26 protein-coding genes and 2 pseudogenes are annotated in these 23,556 nt (G+C 62.3%); 23 read left to right on the forward strand and 5 right to left on the reverse strand.

The features are described 5' to 3' along the window. The first annotated feature begins 56 nt into the window (after nucleotides 1-56). The 8 genes and pseudogenes from mfnA (at nucleotide 57) to DP106_RS08960 (ending at nucleotide 6,433) form a co-directional block, all read left to right on the forward strand. Nucleotides 57-1,142, forward strand: coding sequence for a tyrosine decarboxylase MfnA (gene mfnA, locus DP106_RS08930; RefSeq protein WP_120084794.1), 1,086 nt, complete (start codon nucleotides 57-59; stop codon nucleotides 1,140-1,142). 100 nt (nucleotides 1,143-1,242) lie between these two features. Beyond that, nucleotides 1,243-1,527, forward strand: a complete 285-nt coding sequence (locus DP106_RS08935) for a type II toxin-antitoxin system HicB family antitoxin (protein ID WP_120084795.1) — start codon at nucleotides 1,243-1,245, stop codon at nucleotides 1,525-1,527. A gap of 3 nt (nucleotides 1,528-1,530) precedes the next feature. Next, nucleotides 1,531-1,776 (forward strand): type II toxin-antitoxin system HicA family toxin, encoded by a 246-nt coding sequence (locus DP106_RS08940; RefSeq protein ID WP_120084797.1) that lies wholly within the window; start codon nucleotides 1,531-1,533, stop codon nucleotides 1,774-1,776. A 68-nt stretch (nucleotides 1,777-1,844) separates the two neighbouring features. Next, nucleotides 1,845-1,970 (forward strand): annotated as a pseudogene (locus tag DP106_RS16235) (hypothetical protein); the annotation flags it as partial. 68 nt (nucleotides 1,971-2,038) lie between these two features. Then, nucleotides 2,039-2,275 carry a hypothetical protein gene (locus DP106_RS16240; protein WP_240625386.1) on the forward strand — a complete coding sequence of 79 codons (237 nt, stop codon included), beginning with the start codon at nucleotides 2,039-2,041 and terminating at the stop codon, nucleotides 2,273-2,275. A 69-nt stretch (nucleotides 2,276-2,344) separates the two neighbouring features. Beyond that, complete coding sequence (metG, locus tag DP106_RS08950) at nucleotides 2,345-4,477, forward strand: methionine--tRNA ligase (protein ID WP_120084798.1); 2,133 nt, start codon at nucleotides 2,345-2,347, stop codon at nucleotides 4,475-4,477. Between the two features lie 78 nt (nucleotides 4,478-4,555). Then, entirely contained in the window at nucleotides 4,556-6,010 is a 1,455-nt protein-coding gene (locus DP106_RS08955; protein WP_120084799.1) for a sulfatase, read from the forward strand. Then, nucleotides 6,011-6,433, forward strand: a complete 423-nt coding sequence (locus tag DP106_RS08960; RefSeq protein WP_120084800.1) for a GtrA family protein — start codon at nucleotides 6,011-6,013, stop codon at nucleotides 6,431-6,433. It abuts the gene before it with no gap. Nucleotides 6,434-6,442: 9 nt separating this feature from the next. Here DP106_RS08960 and DP106_RS08965 read toward each other — a convergent pair whose 3' ends face one another. Next, complete coding sequence (locus tag DP106_RS08965) at nucleotides 6,443-7,144, reverse strand: TVP38/TMEM64 family protein (RefSeq protein ID WP_120084801.1); 702 nt, start codon at nucleotides 7,142-7,144, stop codon at nucleotides 6,443-6,445. A gap of 162 nt (nucleotides 7,145-7,306) precedes the next feature. On the opposite strand from DP106_RS08965, the gene DP106_RS08970 reads away from it, so the two are divergent. From DP106_RS08970 to DP106_RS09000, 7 genes are all read left to right on the forward strand, one after another. Continuing rightward, on the forward strand, nucleotides 7,307-7,681 hold the full coding sequence (locus tag DP106_RS08970) for a response regulator (protein ID WP_120084894.1): 375 nt from the start codon (nucleotides 7,307-7,309) through the stop codon (nucleotides 7,679-7,681). Between the two features lie 86 nt (nucleotides 7,682-7,767). After that, complete coding sequence (gene pyk, locus DP106_RS08975; RefSeq protein ID WP_120084802.1) at nucleotides 7,768-9,519, forward strand: pyruvate kinase; 1,752 nt, start codon at nucleotides 7,768-7,770, stop codon at nucleotides 9,517-9,519. A gap of 72 nt (nucleotides 9,520-9,591) precedes the next feature. Further along, nucleotides 9,592-9,795: a DUF7312 domain-containing protein gene (locus tag DP106_RS08980; protein WP_120084804.1), complete on the forward strand. Its 204-nt coding sequence runs from the start codon at nucleotides 9,592-9,594 to the stop codon at nucleotides 9,793-9,795. A gap of 81 nt (nucleotides 9,796-9,876) precedes the next feature. Beyond that, nucleotides 9,877-10,485 (forward strand): NfeD family protein, encoded by a 609-nt coding sequence (locus tag DP106_RS08985; RefSeq protein ID WP_120084895.1) that lies wholly within the window; start codon nucleotides 9,877-9,879, stop codon nucleotides 10,483-10,485. A gap of 57 nt (nucleotides 10,486-10,542) precedes the next feature. Continuing rightward, on the forward strand, nucleotides 10,543-11,700 hold the full coding sequence (locus DP106_RS08990; RefSeq protein WP_120084805.1) for an SPFH domain-containing protein: 1,158 nt from the start codon (nucleotides 10,543-10,545) through the stop codon (nucleotides 11,698-11,700). Between the two features lie 92 nt (nucleotides 11,701-11,792). Then, nucleotides 11,793-12,110 carry a MarR family transcriptional regulator gene (locus DP106_RS08995; RefSeq protein WP_120084806.1) on the forward strand — a complete coding sequence of 106 codons (318 nt, stop codon included), beginning with the start codon at nucleotides 11,793-11,795 and terminating at the stop codon, nucleotides 12,108-12,110. A 2-nt stretch (nucleotides 12,111-12,112) separates the two neighbouring features. Next, nucleotides 12,113-12,442, forward strand: coding sequence for a hypothetical protein (locus DP106_RS09000; protein ID WP_120084807.1), 330 nt, complete (start codon nucleotides 12,113-12,115; stop codon nucleotides 12,440-12,442). Nucleotides 12,443-12,448: 6 nt separating this feature from the next. On the opposite strand, the gene DP106_RS09005 is transcribed toward DP106_RS09000, so the two are convergent. Next, on the reverse strand, nucleotides 12,449-13,183 hold the full coding sequence (locus tag DP106_RS09005; protein WP_120084808.1) for a helical backbone metal receptor: 735 nt from the start codon (nucleotides 13,181-13,183) through the stop codon (nucleotides 12,449-12,451). Nucleotides 13,184-13,408: 225 nt separating this feature from the next. On the opposite strand from DP106_RS09005, the gene DP106_RS09010 reads away from it, so the two are divergent. Then, complete coding sequence (locus DP106_RS09010; RefSeq protein WP_120084810.1) at nucleotides 13,409-14,404, forward strand: transcription initiation factor IIB; 996 nt, start codon at nucleotides 13,409-13,411, stop codon at nucleotides 14,402-14,404. Between the two features lie 234 nt (nucleotides 14,405-14,638). Here DP106_RS09010 and coxB read toward each other — a convergent pair whose 3' ends face one another. Next, a complete protein-coding gene (coxB, locus tag DP106_RS09015; protein ID WP_120084811.1) occupies nucleotides 14,639-15,361 on the reverse strand; it encodes a cytochrome c oxidase subunit II in 723 nt (240 codons plus the stop codon). Between the two features lie 180 nt (nucleotides 15,362-15,541). Here coxB and DP106_RS09020 point away from each other — a divergent pair, with 180 nt between their 5' ends. The 4 genes from DP106_RS09020 (at nucleotide 15,542) to DP106_RS09035 (ending at nucleotide 18,576) form a co-directional block, all read left to right on the forward strand. Further along, nucleotides 15,542-16,888 carry a heme o synthase gene (locus tag DP106_RS09020; protein ID WP_120084812.1) on the forward strand — a complete coding sequence of 449 codons (1,347 nt, stop codon included), beginning with the start codon at nucleotides 15,542-15,544 and terminating at the stop codon, nucleotides 16,886-16,888. Between the two features lie 3 nt (nucleotides 16,889-16,891). Further along, on the forward strand, nucleotides 16,892-17,581 hold the full coding sequence (locus DP106_RS09025) for a DUF7546 family protein (RefSeq protein ID WP_120084814.1): 690 nt from the start codon (nucleotides 16,892-16,894) through the stop codon (nucleotides 17,579-17,581). A gap of 110 nt (nucleotides 17,582-17,691) precedes the next feature. After that, entirely contained in the window at nucleotides 17,692-18,264 is a 573-nt protein-coding gene (locus tag DP106_RS09030; protein ID WP_165857859.1) for a response regulator, read from the forward strand. 72 nt (nucleotides 18,265-18,336) lie between these two features. Continuing rightward, complete coding sequence (locus DP106_RS09035) at nucleotides 18,337-18,576, forward strand: SelT/SelW/SelH family protein (protein WP_120084896.1); 240 nt, start codon at nucleotides 18,337-18,339, stop codon at nucleotides 18,574-18,576. A 43-nt stretch (nucleotides 18,577-18,619) separates the two neighbouring features. On the opposite strand, the pseudogene DP106_RS15845 reads toward DP106_RS09035, so the two are convergent. Continuing rightward, nucleotides 18,620-18,745, reverse strand: a pseudogene (locus DP106_RS15845) (aldo/keto reductase); the annotation flags it as partial. Between the two features lie 273 nt (nucleotides 18,746-19,018). On the opposite strand from DP106_RS15845, the gene DP106_RS09040 reads away from it, so the two are divergent. Then, nucleotides 19,019-20,002 (forward strand): ABC transporter ATP-binding protein, encoded by a 984-nt coding sequence (locus DP106_RS09040; RefSeq protein WP_120084816.1) that lies wholly within the window; start codon nucleotides 19,019-19,021, stop codon nucleotides 20,000-20,002. Then, the gene (locus tag DP106_RS09045; RefSeq protein WP_120084818.1) at nucleotides 19,999-20,763 is read left to right on the forward strand and encodes an ABC transporter permease; all 765 of its coding nucleotides are present in this window, start codon (nucleotides 19,999-20,001) and stop codon (nucleotides 20,761-20,763) included. Before DP106_RS09040 ends, DP106_RS09045 begins: the two co-directional genes overlap by 4 nt. Nucleotides 20,764-20,841: 78 nt before the next feature. Here the strand turns inward: DP106_RS09045 and DP106_RS09050 are convergent, their stop codons facing one another. Beyond that, nucleotides 20,842-22,419: a winged helix-turn-helix domain-containing protein gene (locus tag DP106_RS09050; protein ID WP_133305124.1), complete on the reverse strand. Its 1,578-nt coding sequence runs from the start codon at nucleotides 22,417-22,419 to the stop codon at nucleotides 20,842-20,844. Between the two features lie 481 nt (nucleotides 22,420-22,900). Here DP106_RS09050 and DP106_RS09055 point away from each other — a divergent pair, with 481 nt between their 5' ends. Further along, nucleotides 22,901-23,551 (forward strand): bifunctional 4-hydroxy-2-oxoglutarate aldolase/2-dehydro-3-deoxy-phosphogluconate aldolase, encoded by a 651-nt coding sequence (locus tag DP106_RS09055; RefSeq protein ID WP_120084820.1) that lies wholly within the window; start codon nucleotides 22,901-22,903, stop codon nucleotides 23,549-23,551. Nucleotides 23,552-23,556: the final 5 nt, after the last annotated feature.

The following is a 23,556-nucleotide window of genomic DNA, read 5'->3' on the forward strand; positions in this document are numbered from 1 at the left end:
CTGAACTACCGGATCGAACACAACGGCTAAACCTCTTTCGCCGTTATAAGATGGTAATGCAGCGCGTACGGCAGCGACAACCACAGGACTTCGACCGGGTACTCTCCTCGATGTGTACCAAGCCGCATCCTCGTGCCCACGAGGCTGCCGTCGAGTTCTTGGCGACAAACCCCGGCGACCCCGCGACATATCAGACAGTCGCCGACCTCGAAGCGGACGCTATCGATCAGTTAGGCGACATCGCCGGCCTTGACACCGCCTTTGGCTACATCGCCAGCGGCGGCACCGAGGCCAACATTCAGGCCGTTCACGCCGCCCGCAATCTCGCCGACGGCACAGATACGGCTGGCAGCGGCATGCCGAACATTGTCGCCCCGACGAGCGTCCATTTCAGCGTGACCAAAGCAGCCGAAATGCTTGGTGTGGAGCTTCGCACTGTCCCCGTTGACGACGACTACCGTGCCGACCTCGACGCGGTCTCGGCGGCCGTCGACGACGAAACGCAGTTAGTGATCGGCGTCGCCGGCTCAACCGAGTACGGCCGTGTCGATCCGATCCCCGCGATGACCGAGCTCGCTCACGACGCTGACGCGAACATGCACGTTGACGCCTCCTGGGGCGGCTTTATACTGCCATTTACCGACTATGAGTGGTCGTTCGCTGACGCACCTATCGACTCAATGGCGATCGACCCCCACAAGTTCGGGCAGGCCCCGGTGCCGGCCGGTGGCCTGCTCGCCCGCGAGCGCGAGACAGTCGACGCCCTTGCTGTCGACACGCCGTATCTGGAGACGACATCGCAGGCCACACTCACCGGTACCCGTAGCGGCGCTGGCGTCGCCGGCGCGGTCGCCGCGATGGACGAACTCTGGCCGGCGGGCTACCGCCAGCAGTACCGCGACCAGCAGGCCAACGCCGACTTTCTGGCCGAGGAGTTTGCTGATCGCGGGATCGATGTCGCTGAACCGACGCTCCCGCTGGTGACGGCGTCGCTGTCACCGGCGACGTTTGAAGCGTTGCGCGACGAGGAGTGGCGGATCGCCCGTACCGCCGACGGCGACCTCCGGATCGTCTGTATGCCCCACGTGCGTCGGGCGTCGCTGGAGGCGTTCCTCGCTGATCTGGATCGCGTTCGTGCGTAGGTTGCTGACGTGACTCTTCTCTTGGCGGATGCAACGGCCAGCAGCATCGACATTTCCGCCCGAACGCTTATTCGGCGTTCGTCCGTAGGAATCGTCACCAATGGCCAGCACGACGAAAGACGGTTCCGAGAAATCCGGTGGGGTAGAGTTCACCCGTGAGCCGGACGGATCGATCACGGCGCGGGATACGGAAACCGGACTGGCTCGTGGCGGCGAGACGCGGGCCGAAGCACTGTCGCAGCTCGCGGAGGTGCTGGCCCTCGAAAACGGCGAGGGCGAGCGGATCGACGACGAGGACGCGTTTCTCGAAGCGTTGGGAATCGATCCCGACGAGGTCGCGGCAGCGCGTGAAGACCACGACGAACTTCCTGAGTTCATGCAGTGATCGATGGTTCGAACGACGTTTTCGGGCCGTGAGATAATCGGCGTGCTGACCGACTTCGGCTACGTTCCCCAACAACGGCACGGGAGCCACGTCCGGCTTCGATACGAGAACGAGGACACCGGCGAGGTTCGCCTCGTCGACGTGCCGATGCACGACGAGGTCCGGATCGGGACGCTCCACTCGATTGCTGACCAGTGCGGCGCGGCGGAGTTTCAGGCGTGGTGCGAGTGGATCGACCGGCACTGTTGAACTCGTCTCGATGTGAATACTACCTTGGCGGCGGAATTCTTTTGTGACGAAACGGCGTCAATTCATCTATGGAATCGGGAGCCGAAGACTCACAGGTAGATGCCGTTCTCGACACGTCGGTCTGTGCCGATCCGGCTGTCGAGTTCGTCGCCGTCTTCGGTTCTCGGCCTGCGGGCGAGGCGACGCCCGCGTCCGATCTCGATGTCGCCGTCAAGTTCGCCGACGACCTCTCGGCGGGCGAGCGATTCGACAAACGCTGTTTTTGTCGGGCGATCCCCAGCAAGCCGACGCCCCGTTCATCGATCTCTCGGATATCGAAACGCTGCCGCTCGGTGTCGCCTATGATACCGTCAACGGGACGTTCGTGTGTGGCGACAAACACGCCTTCGAGCAGTTCAAAACGGCTATCGAAGCGGCGTTCGACGACCAGCGCGATACGCTTCGCCGCCAGCAGCGCGACGTGATCGACCGGATCGCAGCGGAAGGGTTGCGTGGTTGACGAGCGGATCCTCACTCATGACGCCGACGAATCAGCGGCTTTTAGGCTCCCATCACCAACGAATAGCCAATGAGTCACGACGAGTTCCCAACCGACCGTCCCGCGGTGGTGACCTGTGGGCTGCCCTATGCCAACGGCGACCTGCACGTCGGCCATCTGCGAACGTACGTCGGCGGCGACGTGTACGCTCGCGCACTTGAAACGCTCGGCCAAGAGACCGCCTTCGTCTGCGGCTCGGACATGCACGGGACGCCGGTCGCCGTCAACGCCGACAAGGAGGGTGTCTCCCCCGAGGAATTCGCCTTGGAGTGGCATGAAACCTACAAGCAGACGTTCCCGCAGTTCGACATCGGGTTCGACAACTACGGCCACACCCACGACGAGACGAACACCGAACTCACCCAGGAGATCGTCCGCGATCTCGCCGCGGCGGGCCATATCTACGAAAAGGAGATCATGGTCGCCTACGATCCAATCGAGGATCAACACCTCCCGGATCGCTACGTCGAGGGCACCTGTCCGTACTGCGGCGAGACGGCCCGCGGCGACGAGTGTGACGACGGCTGCCAGCGCCATCTCGAACCCGGCGAGATCGAAGATCCCGTCTCCTCGATCACCGGCAATCCCGCCGAGTACCACGAACGCACCCACAAGTTCTTCGAGGTCTCAGAGTTCGAAGACTATCTCACCGACTTCCTTGACCGATTGGACGGCACATCAAACGCCCAAAACCAGCCGCGGGAGTGGATCGAATCCGGCCTGCAGGACTGGTGTATCACCCGTGATCTCGATTGGGGGATCGACTACCCTGACGACGCAGCCGACGCTGACGACGACGATGCCGACGACCTCGTGCTCTACGTCTGGGTTGACGCACCGATCGAGTACATCTCCTCGACCAAACAGTACACCGACCGCGTCGGTAGCGATGTCTACGATTGGGAACAGCCCTGGAAGGAAGACGGTGAGATCGTCCATGTGATCGGCCGCGACATCATCCAACACCACGCCATCTTCTGGCCGGCGATGCTCAACGGCGCGGGCTACGTCGAGCCCCGGGCGATCATGGCCTCCGGCTTCGTCACACTCGGCGGTAAGGGCTTCTCAACGAGCCGCGACCGCGCGGTTTGGGCCGACGAGTATCTCGATGAGGGGTTCCATCCCGATCTGTTGCGCTACTACCTCGCCACCAACGGCGGCTTCCAGCAGGACGTTGACTTCTCATGGGAGAAGTTCCGCGACCGCGTCAACACCGAACTGGTGGGGACACTCGGCAACTTCGTTTACCGATCGCTGCTGTTTGCCGCCCGCAACTACGGCGGCGCGCCTGATGCGACCGTCTCCGAGGCGGTCGACGATCGAATCAGCGAGGCTGTCGCTGACTTCGAGAGCGCTATCAACGACTACTCGATCCGAAAGGCCGGCAACGCCGCCATCGACCTCGCGGGGTTCGGCAACGAGTACATCCAGCGCAACGAGCCCTGGAAGCTCACCGACGACGATCCCGAACAGGCCGAACAGGTCATCTACGACTGCGTCCAACTCTCGAAGGCGCTGGCCGTGCTCTTCCAGCCGGCTGCCCCCGAGACCTGCGACCGGCTCTGGAGCCAACTCGGGGAGGACGGCACTGTTGCCGATGCGACGGTCGACGATGCCAGCGCAGCTCCGCAGGGCGAGTTCGACGAACCCGACGAACTGTTCGAGAAGATCGAAGCCGAGCGCGTCGAAGAGCTCAATGAAAAACTCGACCAGCGGGTTGCCGACGCAACCGACGATGAACCGGAGGCCGACGCGGCCGACGTAGACGACACTGACGAGACCATGACTGACGATACGACCGACGACACCGACACACAGGCCGCCAGCCTCGAAACCCTCACCGAGGAGCGAATCAGCTTCGAGGACTTCCAGGAGCTCGACATTCGCGTCGGCGAGATCATCGACGCCGAGGGCGTCGAAGACGCCGACAAACTCGCCACGCTCCAGGTCGATATCGGCCTCGAGGAACGCCAACTCGTTGCGGGCATCAAACAGCTGCATGATCTCGATTCACTGCCAGGCACCCGCGTCATCATCGTCGCCAACCTCGAAAAAGCCGAGTTGTTTGGCGTCGAATCCAACGGGATGCTGCTGGCCGCCGGCGAGGAGGCCGACCTGCTGACGACTCACGGCGACGCCGCCGTCGGCACGCGAATCCAGTAACAGTCCGGCGACAGCGACACAATAGCAGGCTTTTCATAGCGGTGGCCCGTCTGACAGCTATATAGCCGCTGTCTTCCCATGGATTCCGATACCGACGTGTCGAACACCGTCCTTATCACAGTTGATTCGCTGCGCGCAGACGCCATCAGCCCATACAGCGAGGCCGGTCAGACGCCCACGCTGGCGTCGCTGGCCGACCGGGGGACGGTCTTCGAGAACGCGTTTGCGACCGGCAACTGGACGCCGTTTTCGTTTCCCGCGATGCTTGCCTCACGGCCGGTGTTCGCTGACACCGGCCGAATCGGCGTCGACAGCTCGCCGACGCTGCCGCGCGTTCTCGCCGACAGCGGGGTCGCCACCGGCGGCTTCAACGCCGCCAATGGCTTTCTGACCTCCCATTGGGGGTACGACGATGGGTTCGATGCGTTCGAGCCCTTTGTCGCCAGCGTCGGATCGAGTATCTACAGCCGGTATCTTGCGACCCACCCGACACTTGAGGCGTGGGTGCAGTTGGCGACCTCGCCGATCCGTCGCGTCAAATCGTGGCTCAGCGGCGACGCCGACGACCGTCCTTTCCTCGATACCTCCCGGATGTTCGATATCGAGCAGGGCGCAACTGAGTTCATCGAGGCCCGCGAGGACGACGACCAGCCGTTTTTTCTCTGGATCCACTACATGGATCCCCACACGCCGTACGTCCCCGCCCCCCGATACATCCGTGCGGTCTCCGACGACACGGTTGGTACCCATCGCATGCTGCGAGCCCACGCCCGCACCGCGTTCGGCTTAGAGGTCGGCCCACAGACGCTTGCTGACCTCCGGATGCTATACCAGGCTGCCGTCACCCAAGTCGACGCCAGCATCGGCCGCCTGTTGGAGACACTGTCGGCGACCGGCCACGACGACGACACTGCCGTTATCGTTGCCGGCGACCACGGCGAGGAGTTTCAGGAACACGGCCATCTCGCCCACTATCCGAAGCTCTACGACGAACTGATACGCGTGCCACTCATCGTCGACCTCCCCGGCAGCGACGCCCGCCGAATCGACCAGCCTGTCGGGTTGGACGCGCTTCCGCCGACGATCGCCGACTGCTTCGGGGTTGACGCCCCTGAGGTGTGGACCGGCGAGTCGTTGGTAGCAACCGTTCGGGAGGGGGCGGCTCCGACCGACACGCCGATCGTCTCGGTTGCGGTTCGCGGTGAGGAGGTCACCACCCAGCCGATCCCACGATCGCTTGCCGACGGCGACCTCCTTGTCAGCGTCCGCGATGAGCAGTGGCTCTACACCGAGAACACCGAAACCGGTGCGATTGAGCTTTATGACCGCCAGCAGGATCCGACCCAGCAGGATGAGCTATGCGCCAAACAGGGTGGATTGTCAGCCGACGCTCAGCAGGCCCATGATCGATTCAGCGAGATCGCCGCCGAACACGCCGCCATGCTATCGGCCGCAGCCGACAACGATACCGCTGGCGACGACGCTGTCGACGAGGAACTCGAAACACGACTCGCCGCGCTGGGGTACAGATAGGTGCTTCGGTCGTTTCTTCGATCCCTCCTGTATGGTCCGCTGGCCGTCCAGCTCAGGCGATTTGTCGCCGTCGGCGCGTTCACTGCCGGCATCCAGATGGCGTTGCTGTGGCTCTTTGTCGATCTTGCTGGGCTAAACTATCTGGTGGGGGCGACGATCGCTATCGAGATCACGATCATTCTCTCGTATATTCTCAACAACGCGTGGACGTTTCAGGCATCCCAGAACACCGGCCGTGTCGACTACCTCGTCGGGTTGCTGAAAACGAACGTCGTCCGGGGGACGGCGATCCCGCTGCAGTTGGCCATCCTCTACGCGCTTGTTGAGTGGCTTGGGCTGTTGTATCTCGTCGGCAACGCTGTCGCCATCCTCATCAGCGGGCTGTATCGGTACGTTCTTGATGCGAAATGGACATGGGGCTGAGATGGCTACTCAAAACGGCAGTCGTGGCTCCAGTCGTGTTACCAGATCACGCACGGCATCCTGTTTGTAGTAGCCGACCGCCGAGGCCGTGATGATGAGCCCGACAAGTGCGATCCCTTCGATGAACCGTCCGCTGGCGAACTCACCGCCCGCATAGACGGTGATGACGTACGCTGGGAGCCGCCCGATCGCGATAACCCCAAGAAACGTGCGGAGTCGCCAGGTTGTCAGCCCGCTCAGGAAGCAGATCGCATCATCAGGCAATCCAGGGATGATAACGAACGCGAACAGGCCAGGGGCACCGACCCGCTCAACAAAGGCGTCGAAGCGGTCGATCACGTCATCGGCGATAACACCCTCAACGAACGACCGGCCGTACCGCTTGGCGAGGCTGAAGGCGACCGCGCTGCCGATGAGCACCCCTGTTAGGCTGTAGACTGTTCCATACACCGGCCCAAAGAGGTAGCCGGCGACAAGGGCGACGACCTGTCCGGGGATCGGCGCGAGGACAACCTGGGCGGCCTGCAGGAACACAAACACCAACGGCGCGAAAACCCCGAACCCGGCGATCCACGTCCGGAGTGCTTGGGCGTTGAACACGAAGGGAGCATATCGGCGGGCACCAACGTAGAGGCCGACAAACGCGGCACAGATGGCGACGACAAGCAGGAGCGTCCGCCATCGATCCGCCCGGGATGCAAACACCTTCATCTGCCTACCGGTGGCGCCGGGAGACCCTTGAAGCTACCAGTTTTGTTGTTGACGCTGAAACTGCATGCGACGATTTTTATCCGGTCGAACAGTGATTGTATCAGTATCACCGCCGCGGTAGCCGAGATTAACTATTATACGCTCGTCGCACATACAGCGGGTATGCCACCCCGAGCAGTCGTCGTTGATGACTCCGCGTTTCAGCGGACGGTCGTCTCCGAGGCGATCGATGACCATGTTGAGATCGTTGGCACCGCCGAAAACGGTCGTGAGGCGATCAAGGTCTTTGCTGAAACCGAGCCGGATCTGGTGACGATGGATATCATGATGCCGAAGCTCAACGGGATCGAGGCACTCTCGGCGATCAAAGACCGCTCGCCGTCGACGACAGTTGTGATGGTCACCAGCGTCTCCCAGACCGAGAAGATGCGAGCGGCCGCAAAAGCCGGCGCGGACGGCTACGTGACAAAACCCTTCGAGGGCCCGGAGCTAACCGACGAACTTGACGACGCACTCGATGGGTCACTGGTCGGCTGAGTTACGACCGGCCACACCGTTGTCGGCAGGTGTCGCTGACAGGCGGATCGTGGGGCTTTTTTAAGTTGCCTGTCGTACGCCAAGCCATGCGAAACGCGAAAATCGTCTGTACGCTCGGGCCAGCCTCCAGCGACACGGAGACCATTCGTGCGCTGAACGAGGCGGGAATGTCCGTCGCCCGGCTCAACGCGAGCCACGGGTCGACGGAGCACCGAGCGACCGTTATCGACCGCGTCCGGGAGGTCGACGCCGAGGGCGACCGCTCGCTCGCGCTGATGGTTGACCTCAAAGGGCCGGAGGTGCGAACCGCCGAGATCGACGGCCACGTCGAGCTTGAATCGGGTTCTGAGGTTGTCTTCGCGCCGGGCGATACCGCGACCCCCGAGCGGGTCGGCCTCTCGGTGTCGATCAAAGGTGTCGGCGACGGTGATCGGATCCTGCTTGACGACGGCCGGATCGAAGCCACCGTCACCGATGTCGACGGCGAGGAAGTCACCGCCGAGATCGCCAACGGCGGCAAGCTTCAAAGCCGAAAGGGTGTCAACATCCCGGGTGTCGACCTCGATATCAATCTCATCACCCCCGGTGACAAACAGGAGCTCAAACTCGCCGCCGACAAGGAGGCCGACTTTGTCGCCGCGAGCTTCGTCCGCGACGGCGAGGACGTGTATGCCATCGCCGACAAGCTCGAAGAGCTTGGGGCAAATATCCCTGTCGTTGCCAAGATCGAACGCGCTGGCGCGGTCGAGAACCTCGATTCGATCATCAGCGCGGCCGACGGTGTCATGGTCGCCCGCGGCGATCTTGGGGTTGAGTGTCCGCTCGAAGATATCCCGATGATCCAAAAGCGGATCATCAAGCAGTGCGTCGACAACGGTGTGCCGGTCATCACGGCAACCGAGATGTTGGACTCGATGATCGGTAACCGGCGGCCAACACGGGCGGAGGCCTCCGACGTTGCCAACGCCGTGCTTGACGGCACTGACGCGGTCATGCTCTCCGGGGAAACCGCCGTCGGCGACCATCCGGTTCAAGTCGTCGAGACGATGGCCAACATCGTCAGCCGCGTCGAATCGACCGACGAGTACGCCGAAACCGTCGAACAACGCGTTCCCGCCGCCAGCGATCGTTCCCGTACCGAGCCGCTGGCGCGGTCGGCCCGCTATCTCGCCCGTGATATCGGTGCGGCCGCCATCGTCGCCGCCAGCGAATCCGGCTACACCGCCCGCAAGGCCGCAAAGTTTCGGCCGCCGGTACCTGTTGTCGCCACCACGCCGAACGACCGGGTGCGCCGCCAACTCGCCTTGGTCTGGGGTGTCACCCCGCAGTATCACCAGTACGAAGCGGACGCCGACACCATCCTCGAGAGCAGCGTCCAGGCGGCGATCAGTGCTGGGGCGGCGAAAAGTGGTGAGACCGTTGTCGCCATCTCCGGGCTGTTCTCGGAGGTCGACGGCGCGAACACAACCAACATGCTGAAAGTCCATATCGCCGCTGAGAAGGTCGCCAGCGGCAAATCTGTCACCGGTGGCCGGGCGTCGGGGTCGCTGACACGGATCACCGACGGCGACCTTTCGACCCTCCCCGAGGGTGCGATCCTCTCGCTTGCGGCTGATTTCGACGGTGAGTTTACCGGCGATGTCACACAGATCGCCGGCATCATCGACAACGGCGGTGGGCTTACCGGCTATCCAGCCGTCGTCGCCCGTGAGCTGGGGATTCCGATGCTCAGCGACGCCACCGTTCCGGACTCGATCGCCGACGGCGAGACGGTCAGCATCGACGCCGAACGCGGAATCGTCTTCGACGGCGACGTGCTGCAGTCGACACCACGCTAATACCGCCGACCACCCCACCGGTGCTGTCACCGCTGAGACAAGGGTTATTATTCTCCCACCCATTCTCATAGTATGGCCGATTCCGCCGACAGCGATGTTGATACCCAAGCCGACGGCGATAGCGAGTGGCGATTTTCAATTGATGCTGTCGGCCCTGATGCTGCGGACGATCCCGACGACACCGTCATCGAGCCCGAATCGATCTCACTGGAGCATGCCAGTTTCGTTGTGCTTGGGGTGCTGTTGACGCTCGGCGTCGTTGTCACCGGCCTGTGAGACTGTTATCGCCCCTTTTGGGTGTGTGTACTGGTAGCCTCCACATTCAAGGATTATATCCGTTGAACACGTATGACGTGTATGGTCGTGTTGCTCACGGAGTTTATTAGCCCGGAGGCGGTGCCGTTACTGCTGGTGACCGCCGGACTGTTGCTCTCGCTGGCGGAAGCTCTCGCGCCGGGTGCGAACTTCGTTGTCGTCGGTATCGGGCTTCTCGGTGCAGGGCTCGTCGGGCTGCTGTTCCCGTTTCTCGGCCCGTTTGCGCTCGGCCTGTTCGTGCTGTTGTTCGGGATTCTCGCCTTCTACGTCTACCATGAGTTCGATCTCTACGGCGGGAAGGGCCAAGCCCAGACGAGTGACTCCGAGACGCTGCAGGGAATGACCGGCCGGGTGACCGAACGGGTAACGCCGACCGGCGGTGAGGTCAAACTCCAGGGCGGCGGCTTCAACCCGTTTTACTCGGCGCGGTCGATGGACGGCGCAATCCCTGAGGGTGCTGATGTGATGGTGATTGATCCCGGCGGCGGCAACGTCGTCACGGTTGAATCACTCGAAACCATCGAGGACGACATTGACCGGCAGTTGGCTGCCGGCCGCGAGGAGGGTGTGCAGGATGAGTCTGCCGCGGCGGCGTTTGCGGCTGAACACGCCGACAGCACGGCTGCCACAGAGACCGACACTGAGCGATAATCTCCCCAGAGCCCTGCGAAGCCAACCCTTATTGGGGTCTCAACCTAACATCATGTTATGGATCCACTTGTCCTCCAGTTGGGGTTGACGACGCTCGCCGTCGGGCTGTTGTTCCTGACAGTCGTCGCTGTGACGATCTGGCAGACCGTCGAGATCGTCGACGCCTACGAGAAGGAGGCGCTCACGGTCTTCGGCGAGTACCGGAAGCTGCTTGAACCGGGCTTTAATCTCATTCCGCCGTTCGTCTCCCGCACCTACGCCTTCGATATGCGTACCCAAACACTGGACGTGCCGCGACAGGAGGCGATCACCCGTGACAACTCGCCGGTCACCGCCGACGCCGTCGTGTATATCAAGGTCATGGATGCCAAGAAGGCGTTCCTCGAAGTGGACAACTACAAAAAGGCTGTCTCCAACCTCGCTCAGACGACGCTGCGGGCTGTGCTGGGCGATATGGAGCTTGACGACACGCTCAACAAACGCCAAGAGATCAACTCGAAGATCCGCAAAGAACTCGACGAACCCACCGACGAGTGGGGGATTCGTGTCGAGAGCGTCGAGGTGCGAGAGGTCAACCCATCGAAGGATGTCCAGCAGGCGATGGAACAACAGACCTCCGCCGAGCGTCGCCGCCGGGCGATGATCCTCGAAGCCCAAGGTGAACGCCGCAGCGCGGTCGAAACCGCCGAGGGTGACAAACAGAGCGACATCATCCGCGCACAAGGTGAGAAGCAAAGCCAGATCCTCGAAGCACAGGGTGATGCGATCTCAACCGTCCTGCGTGCGAAATCCGCCGAGTCGATGGGTGAACGCGCGATCATCGAACGCGGGATGGAGAGTCTCGAACGCATCGGCCAAGGCGAGTCCTCGACGTTCATCCTGCCGCAGGAGCTCACTTCGCTGGTCGGTCGCTACGGCAAGACGCTCACCGGCAGCGACGTTCAGGAAACTGAAGGCCTCGAAGGCAAGGAGTTCGACGCCGAGACACGCAAGATGCTCGGCCTCGACGACATCGACGAGATCCTAGGCGAGATCGATCAGGCCGCCGAGATGGATATCGAACAGCTCGAACAGGAGGCCGAACAGATCAAATCCGGCGAGGCCGACATCGCCGGCGGTGAAGCCGATGTTGACGAGCCGGATATCCCGGAGCCGGATCTCGAGGAAACTGACGTTGACGACGAGGAACTCATCACCGAAAAAGAGACCGAGTAGCGCGGGTCGCCGCTGACTGTTTTGATTTTGCGTTATATTGCGAGCGACGGTTCGCCCGCAGATTTATTACGATATCTTACATTCTATTATACATGCCGATCAGCATCGATCAGTTTGATGAGAAGCCCACGGACGTACTCGACATACAGGACGGCACCCAACCGCATCAGGTTCTTCGCTTCCTTGCGACGAACAGCGAACAGGCGTTTACGCAGACGGAGATTCACGAGGCGACGGGGATCAAACGCGGCAGCGTCGGCGCGGTGTTGTCCCGGCTGGACGACCGCGGGCTTGTTCGCCATCGCGGTCGGTACTGGGCTCTCGGCGAGGACGACCGGCTTGCCTCCTACGCGGCCCAGACACAGGCGAGTTCGGCGTCAACGACTGACGACTACTACCGCGAGGAGTAACCATGAGTTACGAGCGTGGCGTCGTACTGAAAGGCCCAGATCTGTTTGGCGACGCCGACTACCGTCCCTACGTTTGTCTGAGCGACGATAGCCATCCATTCAGTGCTGAGGAAGCCCTCTACGCAGCGATCACGACGACCCAGCGTGAGGCTGCGGTGCGGCTCACTGACCATGATTTCGCCACTGGCGGCCTCCCCAGAGCCAGCTACGTCAATCCGTGGACGGTCGTCTCGATCCGGCACGCTGCTATCGACCGAGCAGAAGGCCGCCTCATCGATACAGTGACTGAGCAGGTCGCCACCGAAGCGGGTGGTTATCTCGGCGTTCGGTAGACTGTGTCAGACGCACTCGGGATATAATCGCACAGCGAGCAGTTCGATCCCATCGATCAGTTTGGGGCTCGGCTGATTCAGCAGCGAGTCGTCGACAACGTGGACTTCAGCATCCAGCGACCAGCCGCGCTCTCGCAGTCGATCAGCTGACACGTTGTCGCCGGTGCCACAGATATGCAACACAGCGTGGTCAGGGTCGGCATCGACGACGGTTTCCTGACCGACTTCCTGTGAGCGATCACCCGGATCGACGAAGGGGTAGTGACCACCCGCGGCGTCGACCGCATCGGGCACCCAGTTGCCGGCGGCCATCGGCGGGTCTGACCACTCCTCGCAGTAGACGACCGGGTCGTCGCCGCCACCGACGGTTTCGGCAACAGCATCGAGTCGCTGTCGACAGTCAGCCACCAACTGCTTGCCAGCGTCGTCGACACCGGCAGCCGCGGCCAGCGATTTGAACCCCGCCAGCACCGCATCGAGCCGGCTTGGCTCGTGGTGGTGGACGCGATAGCCGCGTTTCTGGAGCCCATCGCGGATCTCGCCTTGGAGGTCGTCGCTGGTGCAGACGAGATCCGGGTCGAGGTCGGCGACCATCTCGTAGTCTGGGTTCAGCCAGCCGCCGACTGTTGGTCGATCGAGCTCGCAGTGGGTGGTGACACCGACAACTCGGTCGGCGACGCCGAGGGCTGTGAGCGTGGCCGTCGCGCTCGGTGCCAGCGAGACGATCCGCGGCTGTTCCATACCCTCGTTGGGAGTGGTGGTTTCAAAACATGCTCGCTTTGTGAGCCGCTGACACCCGTCGGACTCATCTTGTGTTTCTACCACCAAACTATCAGGGTCATTCACCCAAATTCGGCCGGTAGCGGTGCTGTCGCAAAACAATACCACACTGCTTAAGTATTGGTCTGTCGTTGTGTAGGAAACGATAGCTCCCCCGTTCGTCATCTCGTAGGGGGCCCTTAGACAATGAGTGATCAAACCTTTACCAAGACGACCGACCGATCGCCCTCCAGAGAGCGGCAGCGTGGTACCGAGTCGACAACCGAAACCGAAGAGGAACACGCCGGCCTACAGTGTCCCGAATGCAGCGGCAACGTCATCACCGACGACGAACACGGTGAAACCGTCTGTGACGACTGCGGGCTCGTAATCACCGAAGACTCTGTCGACCGCGGCCCCGAGTGGCGGGCCTTCGATAGTGCCGAAAAAGACCAGAAGTCCCGTGTCGGCGCGCCGACGACGAACACGATGCACGACAAGGGCCTGTCGACCAATATCGACTGGCGGAACAAGGACGCCTACGGCCGCTCGCTCGGGGCGCGACAACGCCAGAAGATGCAGCGGCTCCGCAAATGGAACGAGCGGTTCCGCACCCGCGACAGCAAGGAGCGCAATCTCAAACAGGCCCTCGGCGAGATCGACCGGATGGCGTCGGCGGTCGGCCTCCCCGACAATGTCCGTGAAACGGCGTCGGTCATCTACCGCCGCGCACTCGATGAGGATCTGTTGCCGGGGCGCTCGATCGAGGGCGTCTCCACTTCATGTGTGTACGCCGCCGCTCGGATGGCCGGCGTTCCCCGGAGCCTCGATGAGATCGCCGACGTATCGCGAGTTGAAAAAAGTGAGATCGCCCGCACCTACCGCTACGTCGTCCGCGAGCTCTCACTTGAGGTGCGACCAGCCGATCCTGAGCAGTACGTCCCGCGGTTTGCCTCCTCGCTGGAGCTCTCAGAGGAGTCCGAAATGCGCGCAAAACAGCTGTTGAAAAACGCCAAAGAGCAGGGCGTCCACAGCGGGAAATCGCCGGTCGGGCTGGCTGCCGCCGCGGTGTATGCGGCCGCGCTCCTGACGAACGAAAAGACAACCCAAGCCGCGGTTTCGGAGGTCGCCGACATCTCCGAGGTGACGATCCGCAACCGCTACCACGAGCTACTGGAAGCCGAAGAGGAGATGCTGGTCTGAGCGGTCGGTCATCGATTCTGTAATCGTCGGTATGAGGATTTCTGCGCTAACGATAGCACTGAGTAATCTCGCTGCAGTGTAACTGCAAGCTACGTTCTGTCGATGTGTTTGTCGGTGGGATCGACGATGTCGGAATCGCTATCGCAGAAAGATAGTATCTGTATGGTTCGTCTTCGGTCACCAACAACGTCGCTCTGTACAGATCACGTCGGTCAGCGTTGACGGTGCCGGTCGTTAGCTCGCCTGTTGTTCGTCAAGCCACGCCTCGTACTCGGCTTGGTCGACGACCTCAACTGTGAAGTACATCTGTGAGTGGGCGACCCCGCAGTATTCACTACAGTATCCTTGGTATGTGCCAGTTTCGCTGACATTTGTTTTGATGTAGTTGGTCTGATCCGGGATGGCGTCGGATTTCATCCCCAGTTCTGGCACGTGGAAGCCATGGATCACATCCCGGGAACTCACGTTGACATACACATCCTGATCGGCTGGGATGACGACCGTTGGCCCTGAGCCGGCCCCGCTAACTGTCATATTCTGGTTCGGGTAACTCATATCCCAGCCCCACTGGTAGGCTTGCGCCTGAATCAGCACATCATTCTCCTCGGGGGCAACCTCCTCTTCGCCGCCGGTGAACTCGACGTTTTCGTCGGCCATCACGCCGTAGGAGGCAACACCGACAAACAGGAGGATGACGGCTGTGGCAACTGTCCACGTGATCTCAAGCCGTCGGTTCTCCTGGGTCGGCTTTGGCTCGTCGTTGCCCTTGAACTTGATAACAGCATACAGCAGGATCCCTTCGACTAACAGCGTGATCGGGATCGCAACGATCAGGAGCTGTTCGTTGAGCCCATAGATCAACTCCGCCGAGGTCGATTGGGCGGCGACCGGGTCGGCAAACAGTGTCGCCAACACTGCTGCGACCGCCGAGACCGCCACGAGACGCCTTGCGTTCATGCTTGTTCGCTGTTGGACTGGCGTGTGTAAATACCTGCTGACTCCACCGTATCGGCCCGTAATTAAAATGCTGAATAGCGAGAATCCGGACGCATATATACGTCGATGCCTAATCGCCGTACAGTGAGTTTCAGCGTTCGCCTTCCGGATCGGGTGCCGCTCCTCTTGGCGGCGACAACGATGGGCGTGTATCTGCTCCTTGTTGTCGGCGTGGCGACGGCGTTGACCGACGCCGCCGCAGCCTGTACGGCCTGGCCAGCCTGTGGCTCCGGCTGGTCGCTGCCAACGACCTTCGACGGCTGGGTTGCCTTCGGTCACCGGCTTGTCGCCGTCGTCGTCGGGGTTGGTGTTCTCGCGTCAGCGGTGGCGGTCATCCGCACCGAGGCCGCCCGCCGCGTCAAACTCGCGGTTGCTGTTGCGATCGTCGCCTATCCAGCCCAGGCTGGACTGGGCGCGGTTGTAGCAACGACCGGCGGTACCGACCGCCTCTCGGCGATCCACCTGCTGGCTGGCGTGACAATTTTCGGTGGCCTGTTGGCTGCCCTCACGTGGTGGCTGGAGGCCGAAACCGGCGACCCAGACGATGTGCCTGAGGGGCCACTGGAGCCATCCGAGCCGCTCGATCCTGAGAGTCGTCCACCGATCCCGACCGACCGGATCGAGCGGACGAAAGCGACGCTGTTTGCGTACTTTCGGCTCATGAAGCCGCGGTTGATGTGGCTGCTGTGTCTTGTTGCGGCGGCGGCGATGGCCTTGGCCGGCGGCCCGGGGCTGACGCCCTACACGGTCGGGGCGACTCTCGGTGGCGGCGCGCTATCGATCGGTGCCTCGGGGACGTTCAACCATATTCTCGAACGCGACGTGGATCGACGGATGGCCCGCACCAGCGACCGCCCGCTGGCGACGGATCTGGTACCGCTCCGCAACGCTGTCACGTTCGGGCTGGCGTTGACGACGCTGTCGATCGCCCTCTTTGCGACGGTGAATCTGTTGACGGCTGCCCTCGGCGTTGTCGCCATTCTGTTTTACAGCGTGATCTACACGCTGATCCTGAAACCAAACACCGTCCAAAACACCGTCCTCGGCGGCGCGGCCGGCGCGCTGCCGGCGTTGATCGGCTGGGCGGCGGTCACCGGTTCGATCGGCGTTGGTGGCCTCCTGCTTGCGGCGTTCATCTTCTGTTGGACGCCAGCGCACTTCTACAGTCTCGCCTTGGCCTACAAGGACGACTACGAGCGCGGCGGGTTCCCGATGCTGCCGGTTGTCTACGGTGAAACTGCAACACGGCGACACATCCTGTGGTATCTCGGGGCGACACTGGTCGCCGGTGCGGCGCTGGCCGCTGCTGACGTGCTTGGCTGGATCTACGTTGCTGTCGCCGTCGGCTTCGGCGCGTTATTCCTCTGGTTTGTCATCCGCCTGCACTACGAGCAGACCGAGGCGGCGGCGTTCCGGTCGTTCCACGCCTCGAATGCCTATCTTGGCACCGTCCTGCTCGCTATCGTCGTTGAGGGGTTGGTGTTGTAGCCGATGGCTACGACGACCGGCGGGCTCTCGATCCCCGTGCCGACCGGTCGCCGGCTCTACTGGGCGTTGTTTCTGAATAGCCAACTGCTGGCTGCCGTTCTCTACGTGCTGTTAACGACCGCGAGCTTTGCCTCATTCCGCCTGATCGTGTACGCTGCCATCTGGATCAACGTGAGCGTGTGGGTCGTTCTCAACAGCCGGCCAGCGGCGACGGCGGCCACTCGGGTTCGTCGCCGCGCGCTGGCGATCGGTGGCGGTTACTTCGCGCTGTTGGCCGTCGCTGGCGGCCTCATTACGGTCGGTGTCGGCGAGGCGGCGACCGGGCTGCGGATCGCGCCGTTGCCGCCGGGGTATGGCCCGGCGCTGCTGTACAGCGGCCAGCAGGTGACGGTTACGCTGATGCCGAACTATCTCGTTGGCTACGCCGCGCTCGCGTATCTAGTCTACGTGACAGTCATCGACGCTGCTGGCTCGGCGGCCGCCGGGCTGATCGGGCTGTTTTCGTGTGTCTCCTGTTCGTGGCCGATTCTCGCCTCGCTCATCTCAGCGATCACAGGCGGTGGCTCCTTGCTTGTCACCTCGGCGCTGCAGGTTTCCTACGGGCTGTCGACGGCCGTGTTTCTGGTGACGGCGGGGCTGCTGTATTGGCGGCCAACTGTGGTGCCGTGGCTGCAGCGACGGCGGTCGGCGTAACTCTGGTAGGCCGGTTGCGGTGACGCGGGAGGCGGGCGCGCTTGGTGATAAGCGGCACCGATCGTTTCGTGTGCGAAATAGTTTTTATGGGTGCTGTTAAAGCACCGACAATGGATTCCGAGCGTGAGCGAACGATCCTCATCGTCGAGGACGAACAATCCCTCGCTGCACTGCATGCCCATCATCTGCAGGATGACTACGAGGCGCGGGTGGCGTTCACCGGCGGCGAGGCGTTGGTTGAACTTACCTCGGATATCGATCTCGTCTTGCTTGACCGCCGGATGCCAGGGATGTCGGGTGACGAGCTCCTCGACCATATCGACGACTGGGAATCCGACTGTCAGGTGATCATGGTTACCGCTGTCGACCCGGATCTCGACATCATCGACATGCCGCTGGCAGGCTATCTCACCAAACCCGTCTCCAAGGAGGAGCTGTTGACCGCGGTCGAACAGGCGTTCCTCATCGACGACTACGAGGAGCTGGTCTCCGAGTATTATGAAACACGCAAAAAATACGCCACGCTGACCGCGGAGTTCTCGCCGACCGAGATCGACGACGAGCGATTCGACGAACTCGAAGGGCGGATCGACGAGCTGGAAGCCGCGATGAACGAGATTCTCGATCAGTTCCCCGACGACGAGCTGCGGGAGGCGTTCCGTGGGATCCACGAAAGCGACTAACGCAATTCACGCACGGTCTGGCGCACTACGCATTAGCGGACTGTTTTTCGGGGTGCCGGGGCTATGGGCTGTATGTCGACAATTGAAATCGAATACTGTGTTCCGTGTGGGTTTCTCGATCGCGCACTCGCGGTTGAGGAAGCGATCTGCCGGCAGTTCGCCGACCACCTCAATCGGATCTCTCTGGTGATGGGCGACCACGGCGTGTTCATCGTCCGTGTCGACGGCGAGGTCGTCTTCGACAAGGCCGACGACGACTTCGATGTCGACGATATCGTTCGCCGCGTTCGCCCGCACGTCGCTGGTCGCTAACCGCTCGTGGTCGCCACGTCGCTCAGTGACCCCACCGCATGCCGTCCTCGTCGGTTTCCAGCACCCCGTTGGTTCGGCGACCAAACCGCCACGTCCCAAAACAGAGTTCCGAGACGCGCGTTCCTGTCGCACCGAGTTGCCGATAGTCCGTGCAGGCAGGTGATTCTATCGCGTCAAAAGCGCATCCACCCACGGCGATAAAACTGTTATAAGAAGACAGCCATTCCTGTTGTCAGACTGATCGCCACACAGATGACGAACATCATGACGAGTGCAACCGTCGATAGGTAGCCCCTGTCACCGCGACAGGCGTTGCCACTACTCCCCCATAGCCCCCCGGCCATACGCATATATTTGTGACTCCCCCATCTTAGCTCTTGGGCTCGACAACTCGGGAGCGGTGAAACGGAATCCTTAGGCCGAAACCGCGCCGAGTGCGGATATGAACGAGGCTGTTGTCGCCGCCGGTGTCAGCAAACGCTACGGCGAGACGGTCGCCGTCGACGATGTCGATCTCTCGGTCGCCGACAGCGAGGTCTTCGGGCTGATCGGCCCCAACGGCGCGGGGAAAACAACGCTCGTCCGCGCGCTTACCGGCACGACGCCGGTCGACGGCGAGATCACCGTCCACGGCGAGGCCCCAACCGCGGTCGACGCCGATCGGGTCGGACTGCTCCCACAGTCGTTTTCGCCTCCCGCTCGGCTGACCGCCCGTGAACTGATCGACTACTACGGCGGGCTCTATGCGACGGCTCGCGACACAGACGACGTGCTTTCGGCCGTCGGGATGGCTGCGGCCGCCGACAGCTGGTATGAGACGCTTTCCGGTGGCCAGCAACGACGGGTCTGCGTTGGGATCGCGCTGGTCAACGACCCCGACCTCCTCTTTCTTGATGAGCCGACGACCGGCATCGACCCCGCCGGCCGCCAATCGCTGTGGTCGCTGCTGGAGGAACTGGCCGACGGCGGTACCACGATCGTCCTCACAAGTCACTCGATGACGGAGATTCAGCGACTTGCTGATCGGGTTGGGCTCCTGCAGGACGGTCGGTTGGTCGCCGTCGGAACGCCAGCCGAGTTGATCGACTCACACGGCGGCGAGAGCCAACTCGTTATCGACACCGACCAAGCGGCGGCCGCTGTCGACGCACTCACCGACGCCGACTTTGCGGCCACCCCGGGATCGACTGAGGTCGTCGTCGACGGCGTCTCACCGGTTGAGATCGGCGATGCGGCCGCGGTGCTGTCGACAGCCGGCATCGAGTATGGCTCGTTGGCCTGGAGTGAGCCCAGCTTAGACGATGTGTATCTCCAGTTGACCGGCGAGGCCTTCGCCGCCGGCGACGCTGACAGCACCGCGGTCGCCACACCACCAGACACGCCTTCACCGACCGGAACTGAATCCCGACAGGAGGGTGCACAATGAGTCGCCTCCGGCGGATTCGTGCGGAGGCCGTCGCCGCGTGGCACTCCTTTCTCCGCCGTCGGACGGCAGTCTTCTTTACCTTCTTTTTCCCTGTCCTTCTGGTCGTGATCTTCGGCGCGCTTGTCCGCACCCAACCAACCGGCGGCGGGCTGTTCGCCGAGCCGGCAGCCTACTACATCCCGGGCTATCTGGCGACGGTGGTGTTGTTCACCCCGCTGTCCCGCGTCGGCAGTGAGATCGCCCGCCACCGCGACGACAACCGATTCGAAAAGCTGGCGACGACACCGCTGGGGCGCGGCGAGTGGCTGCTCGCCCACACGCTCGTCAACGTCGCCATCATCGGCCTCGCAAGTCTGTTGATCCTTGGGTTGGTCGTCGTCTTAACCGGTGCTGCGGTACCGATCACTCCCCGGCTCGCACTGTTGGGGCCGTTTATTGTGGGTGCGGTCGTGTTGTTTTGTGGCTTCGGGGCGATCCTCGGGCGACTCTCCTCGACGCAGGACGGCGTTATCGCCGCCAGCAACACGATCGCGTTTCCCCTGCTTTTTCTGTCGGATACCTTTGTCACGCTCGAACTCCTCCCCGGCTGGTTTGCGCCGCTTGTCGACCTCTCGCCGCTGACCTACTTCGCCCGCGGCGTTCGCGCACTCACCTACGGGCCGGCCATCGAGGCACCATATGGGCGTGAACTGGCTGTGGTCGCGGTGCTAGCGGTTGGGTTCTTCGTCGCCGGTGCGTATGCGATCCCGCGAACTGACTGATCGATCTCACCCAGTTTCAGCTGTTACACTGACCGCAACTGATCCAACTGCGACCGCAAAATAGCCACCCGACCGTCGTCAGTTGAAGCTGAGTACGACGACGATAATTAGGATCACCAGTATCGCCAGGGCAACGAGTCGCCCCATCGAGACGCCGGCCTCGGGTTCGGCGGCTGTCTCGGCTGCACTGTCAGCAGCCGCGTCGGCTGTATCAGTGTCAGTCTCGCGTGCGCTGTCGCTACCGCCTGCGTCGTCGGCGTCGTAGGTTTGTCGTGTGTCTCGAACAAGTGTGACTCGCACGTCGAGGTCGGCGGCGACCTCGGCGTTGGTTGCATCCGGATTCTCGGCGACGGCATCCAGAATCAACTCCTGGACGGCCGTCGGCTCGCCGGGGGCGGTGTCGACCGACGACTCAGCCGTCTTCTCGCCGGTCTCGTCGTCGAGATCCGAGCGCTCGAGATCGGCGTAATCGTCGCGGGTGTCTCTGACGATCGGGATTCGAGCCCCTGTTTCGGCGGCGATCTCGGCGTTGGTCAACTCGGGATCTTCGAAGGCGAGCCGGAGGATTTCGGTCTGGCGATCGCTTGGCTCGCCGGGCTCCCACTCCCTGTCGTCATCCGCGCTGGCACTGACTGTCCCGGCATCGTCGTCATCCTCGTCGTCCTCCTCGATGGTGCCTTGGCCACCGTAGTCGGCCGATTTACCGGGCTCGTGTTCGACCCGAGTGTCCCGGACGATCGCCACGTGAGTGCCGGTTTTCGCGGCGATCTCGGCGTTGGTCAACTCGGGATCCTCTTGGGCGAGTTCGAGGATCGCCTGCTCGGTATCGGACAACATACTTGCGTCGACGCCGGGCGGCAACTCGCCGTCGTCGGCGGTTTCGATCCCGCCGCCGCTGCTGTAGTCGTAGTCGGCAAGCGTATCCCGAACGAGCGGGACGCGTGCGCCGACCGTCTCGGCGATCTCGCCGTACGTCCACTCGGGGTTGTCGGCGGCGACCTGCTGGATCTGCTCTTGGAGGTCGCTGCTGGCCGATCCATCATCGCTGTCGGCCGACCCGTTGTCGTCGGCTGTTTCGCCGCCGAATTCAAAGCCGCCGTCGGCGTGTTCACTACGGGTATCTCGAACGAGTGTGACCCGCGCGTCGGTCTGTTCGGCGATCTCAGCGTTGGTCAACGCAGGATCCTCCTCGGCAAGCGCGAGGATCTCCTGTTGGCGGTCGCTGAGCTCGACCTCGTCGCTGCTGTCTGTGGCCTCATCGTCTTCGTCGTCGACCGGTTCAACACCGACATCGACCTGCTCTTCGTACTCGGTGCGGGTATCACGGACGAAGGTGACTCGGTTGTCGGTTTCCTCGGCGATGTCGGCGTTTGTCGCCGATGGGTCGCGGGCGGCCGCTTCCAGCACCGCGAGCTGTGGGTCGCTGAGATCCGCGGTGTCGACATCGACATCAACCGTGTCGCCCCCGTCAGCAGCGTCGTCCGGGAGTTCGACCTGATCCTCGTACTCGTCGCGGATATCCCGGACGAGAGCAACCCGCGTGTCGGTTTGCTCGGCGATCTCGGCGTTTGTCGCCGCCGGATCCCGTAGCGCGGCTTCGAGTACTGCCGATTCGGTACCGCTAAACGACGCTGAGTCGATCGGTTTCTTCATCATTGGTCGACCCGTCGCATTGTAGATATGGTAGTTAGCTGGCTGGTACGTCCGTCGCTGGCGGCCCCCACTCCGCCGACTCTACTGTTCATACGGGTTGTCAACTCGAAGCAATAGTAATCAATCTAACGCCGTTATACACAATTATTGCGTATTGATCCCGATTTATCGCCGAGTTTGTGGCTTCGATAGCAGCGGGATTGTGTACTCATTAGCTGTCGCTCATCCCCACCTTGGAAAGCAAAAGCGACGACAAGAGCGCGCGATTGGTGACACCCTTGCACTCTGTCGTGATACACGGGGCCTGTGTACGGCCGGTAAACACAGGCTCTACCCCGTTGAAGATAGGGATCACTGTTAAAGATATGCTTCAAACTATCAGGGCTGATATCTGTCAGGGGGTTCGGTCGAGCGTGATTTTCCCAGCCGATCGCCTCTCGCCGTGAACCCGGTTTTTACTACCGTGGGTGACGCTACACCAACCATGCGCACCAAACACGACGTGTTCCAACAGCTCCGGGACAGCGGTGTCGTCGCTGTCCTCCGCGGGGTTGACGCCGACACGCTGATCGAGATCACCGACGCACTCCTCGCCGGCGGCGTCCGCGGGATCGAACTCACCGCCGACACGCCGGGCATCGCCGACATGGTCGCCGAACTTGACGCCTCCTTCGGCGACGAGGAGATCGCTATCGGCGTCGGCACCGTTCTCGACAGCGAAACCGCCCGCACCGTTATGCTCGGTGGCGCGGAGTTCGTCGTCAGCCCAAGCTTGCATGCGGATGTGATCGACACCTGCAACCGCTATGGGACGCTTGTCGCGCCTGGGATCATGACGCCGACCGAGGCGATCACAGGGTATGAGGCCGGCGCGGATCTGCTGAAGGTGTTTCCGGCTTCCTCGCTTGGCCCGGCGCATCTCGGCGCGATCAAGGGCCCACTCGACCAGATCCCGCTGATGCCGACCGGCGGCGTTAGCCCTGATAACGCCGGCGACTACATCGAGGCCGGCGCGGAATGCGTCGGCGCGGGCGGCGCGCTCGTCGATTACGAGGCCGCCGAACGCGGCGACTTTGAGAGCATCACGGAGACTGCCACGGAGTTCCGGGCCGTGATCGACGACGCTCGAAGCTAACTGTC

It is taken from the genome of Halonotius pteroides, assembly GCF_003605635.1.
In the GTDB taxonomy this organism is placed as follows: domain Archaea; phylum Halobacteriota; class Halobacteria; order Halobacteriales; family Haloferacaceae; genus Halonotius; species Halonotius pteroides.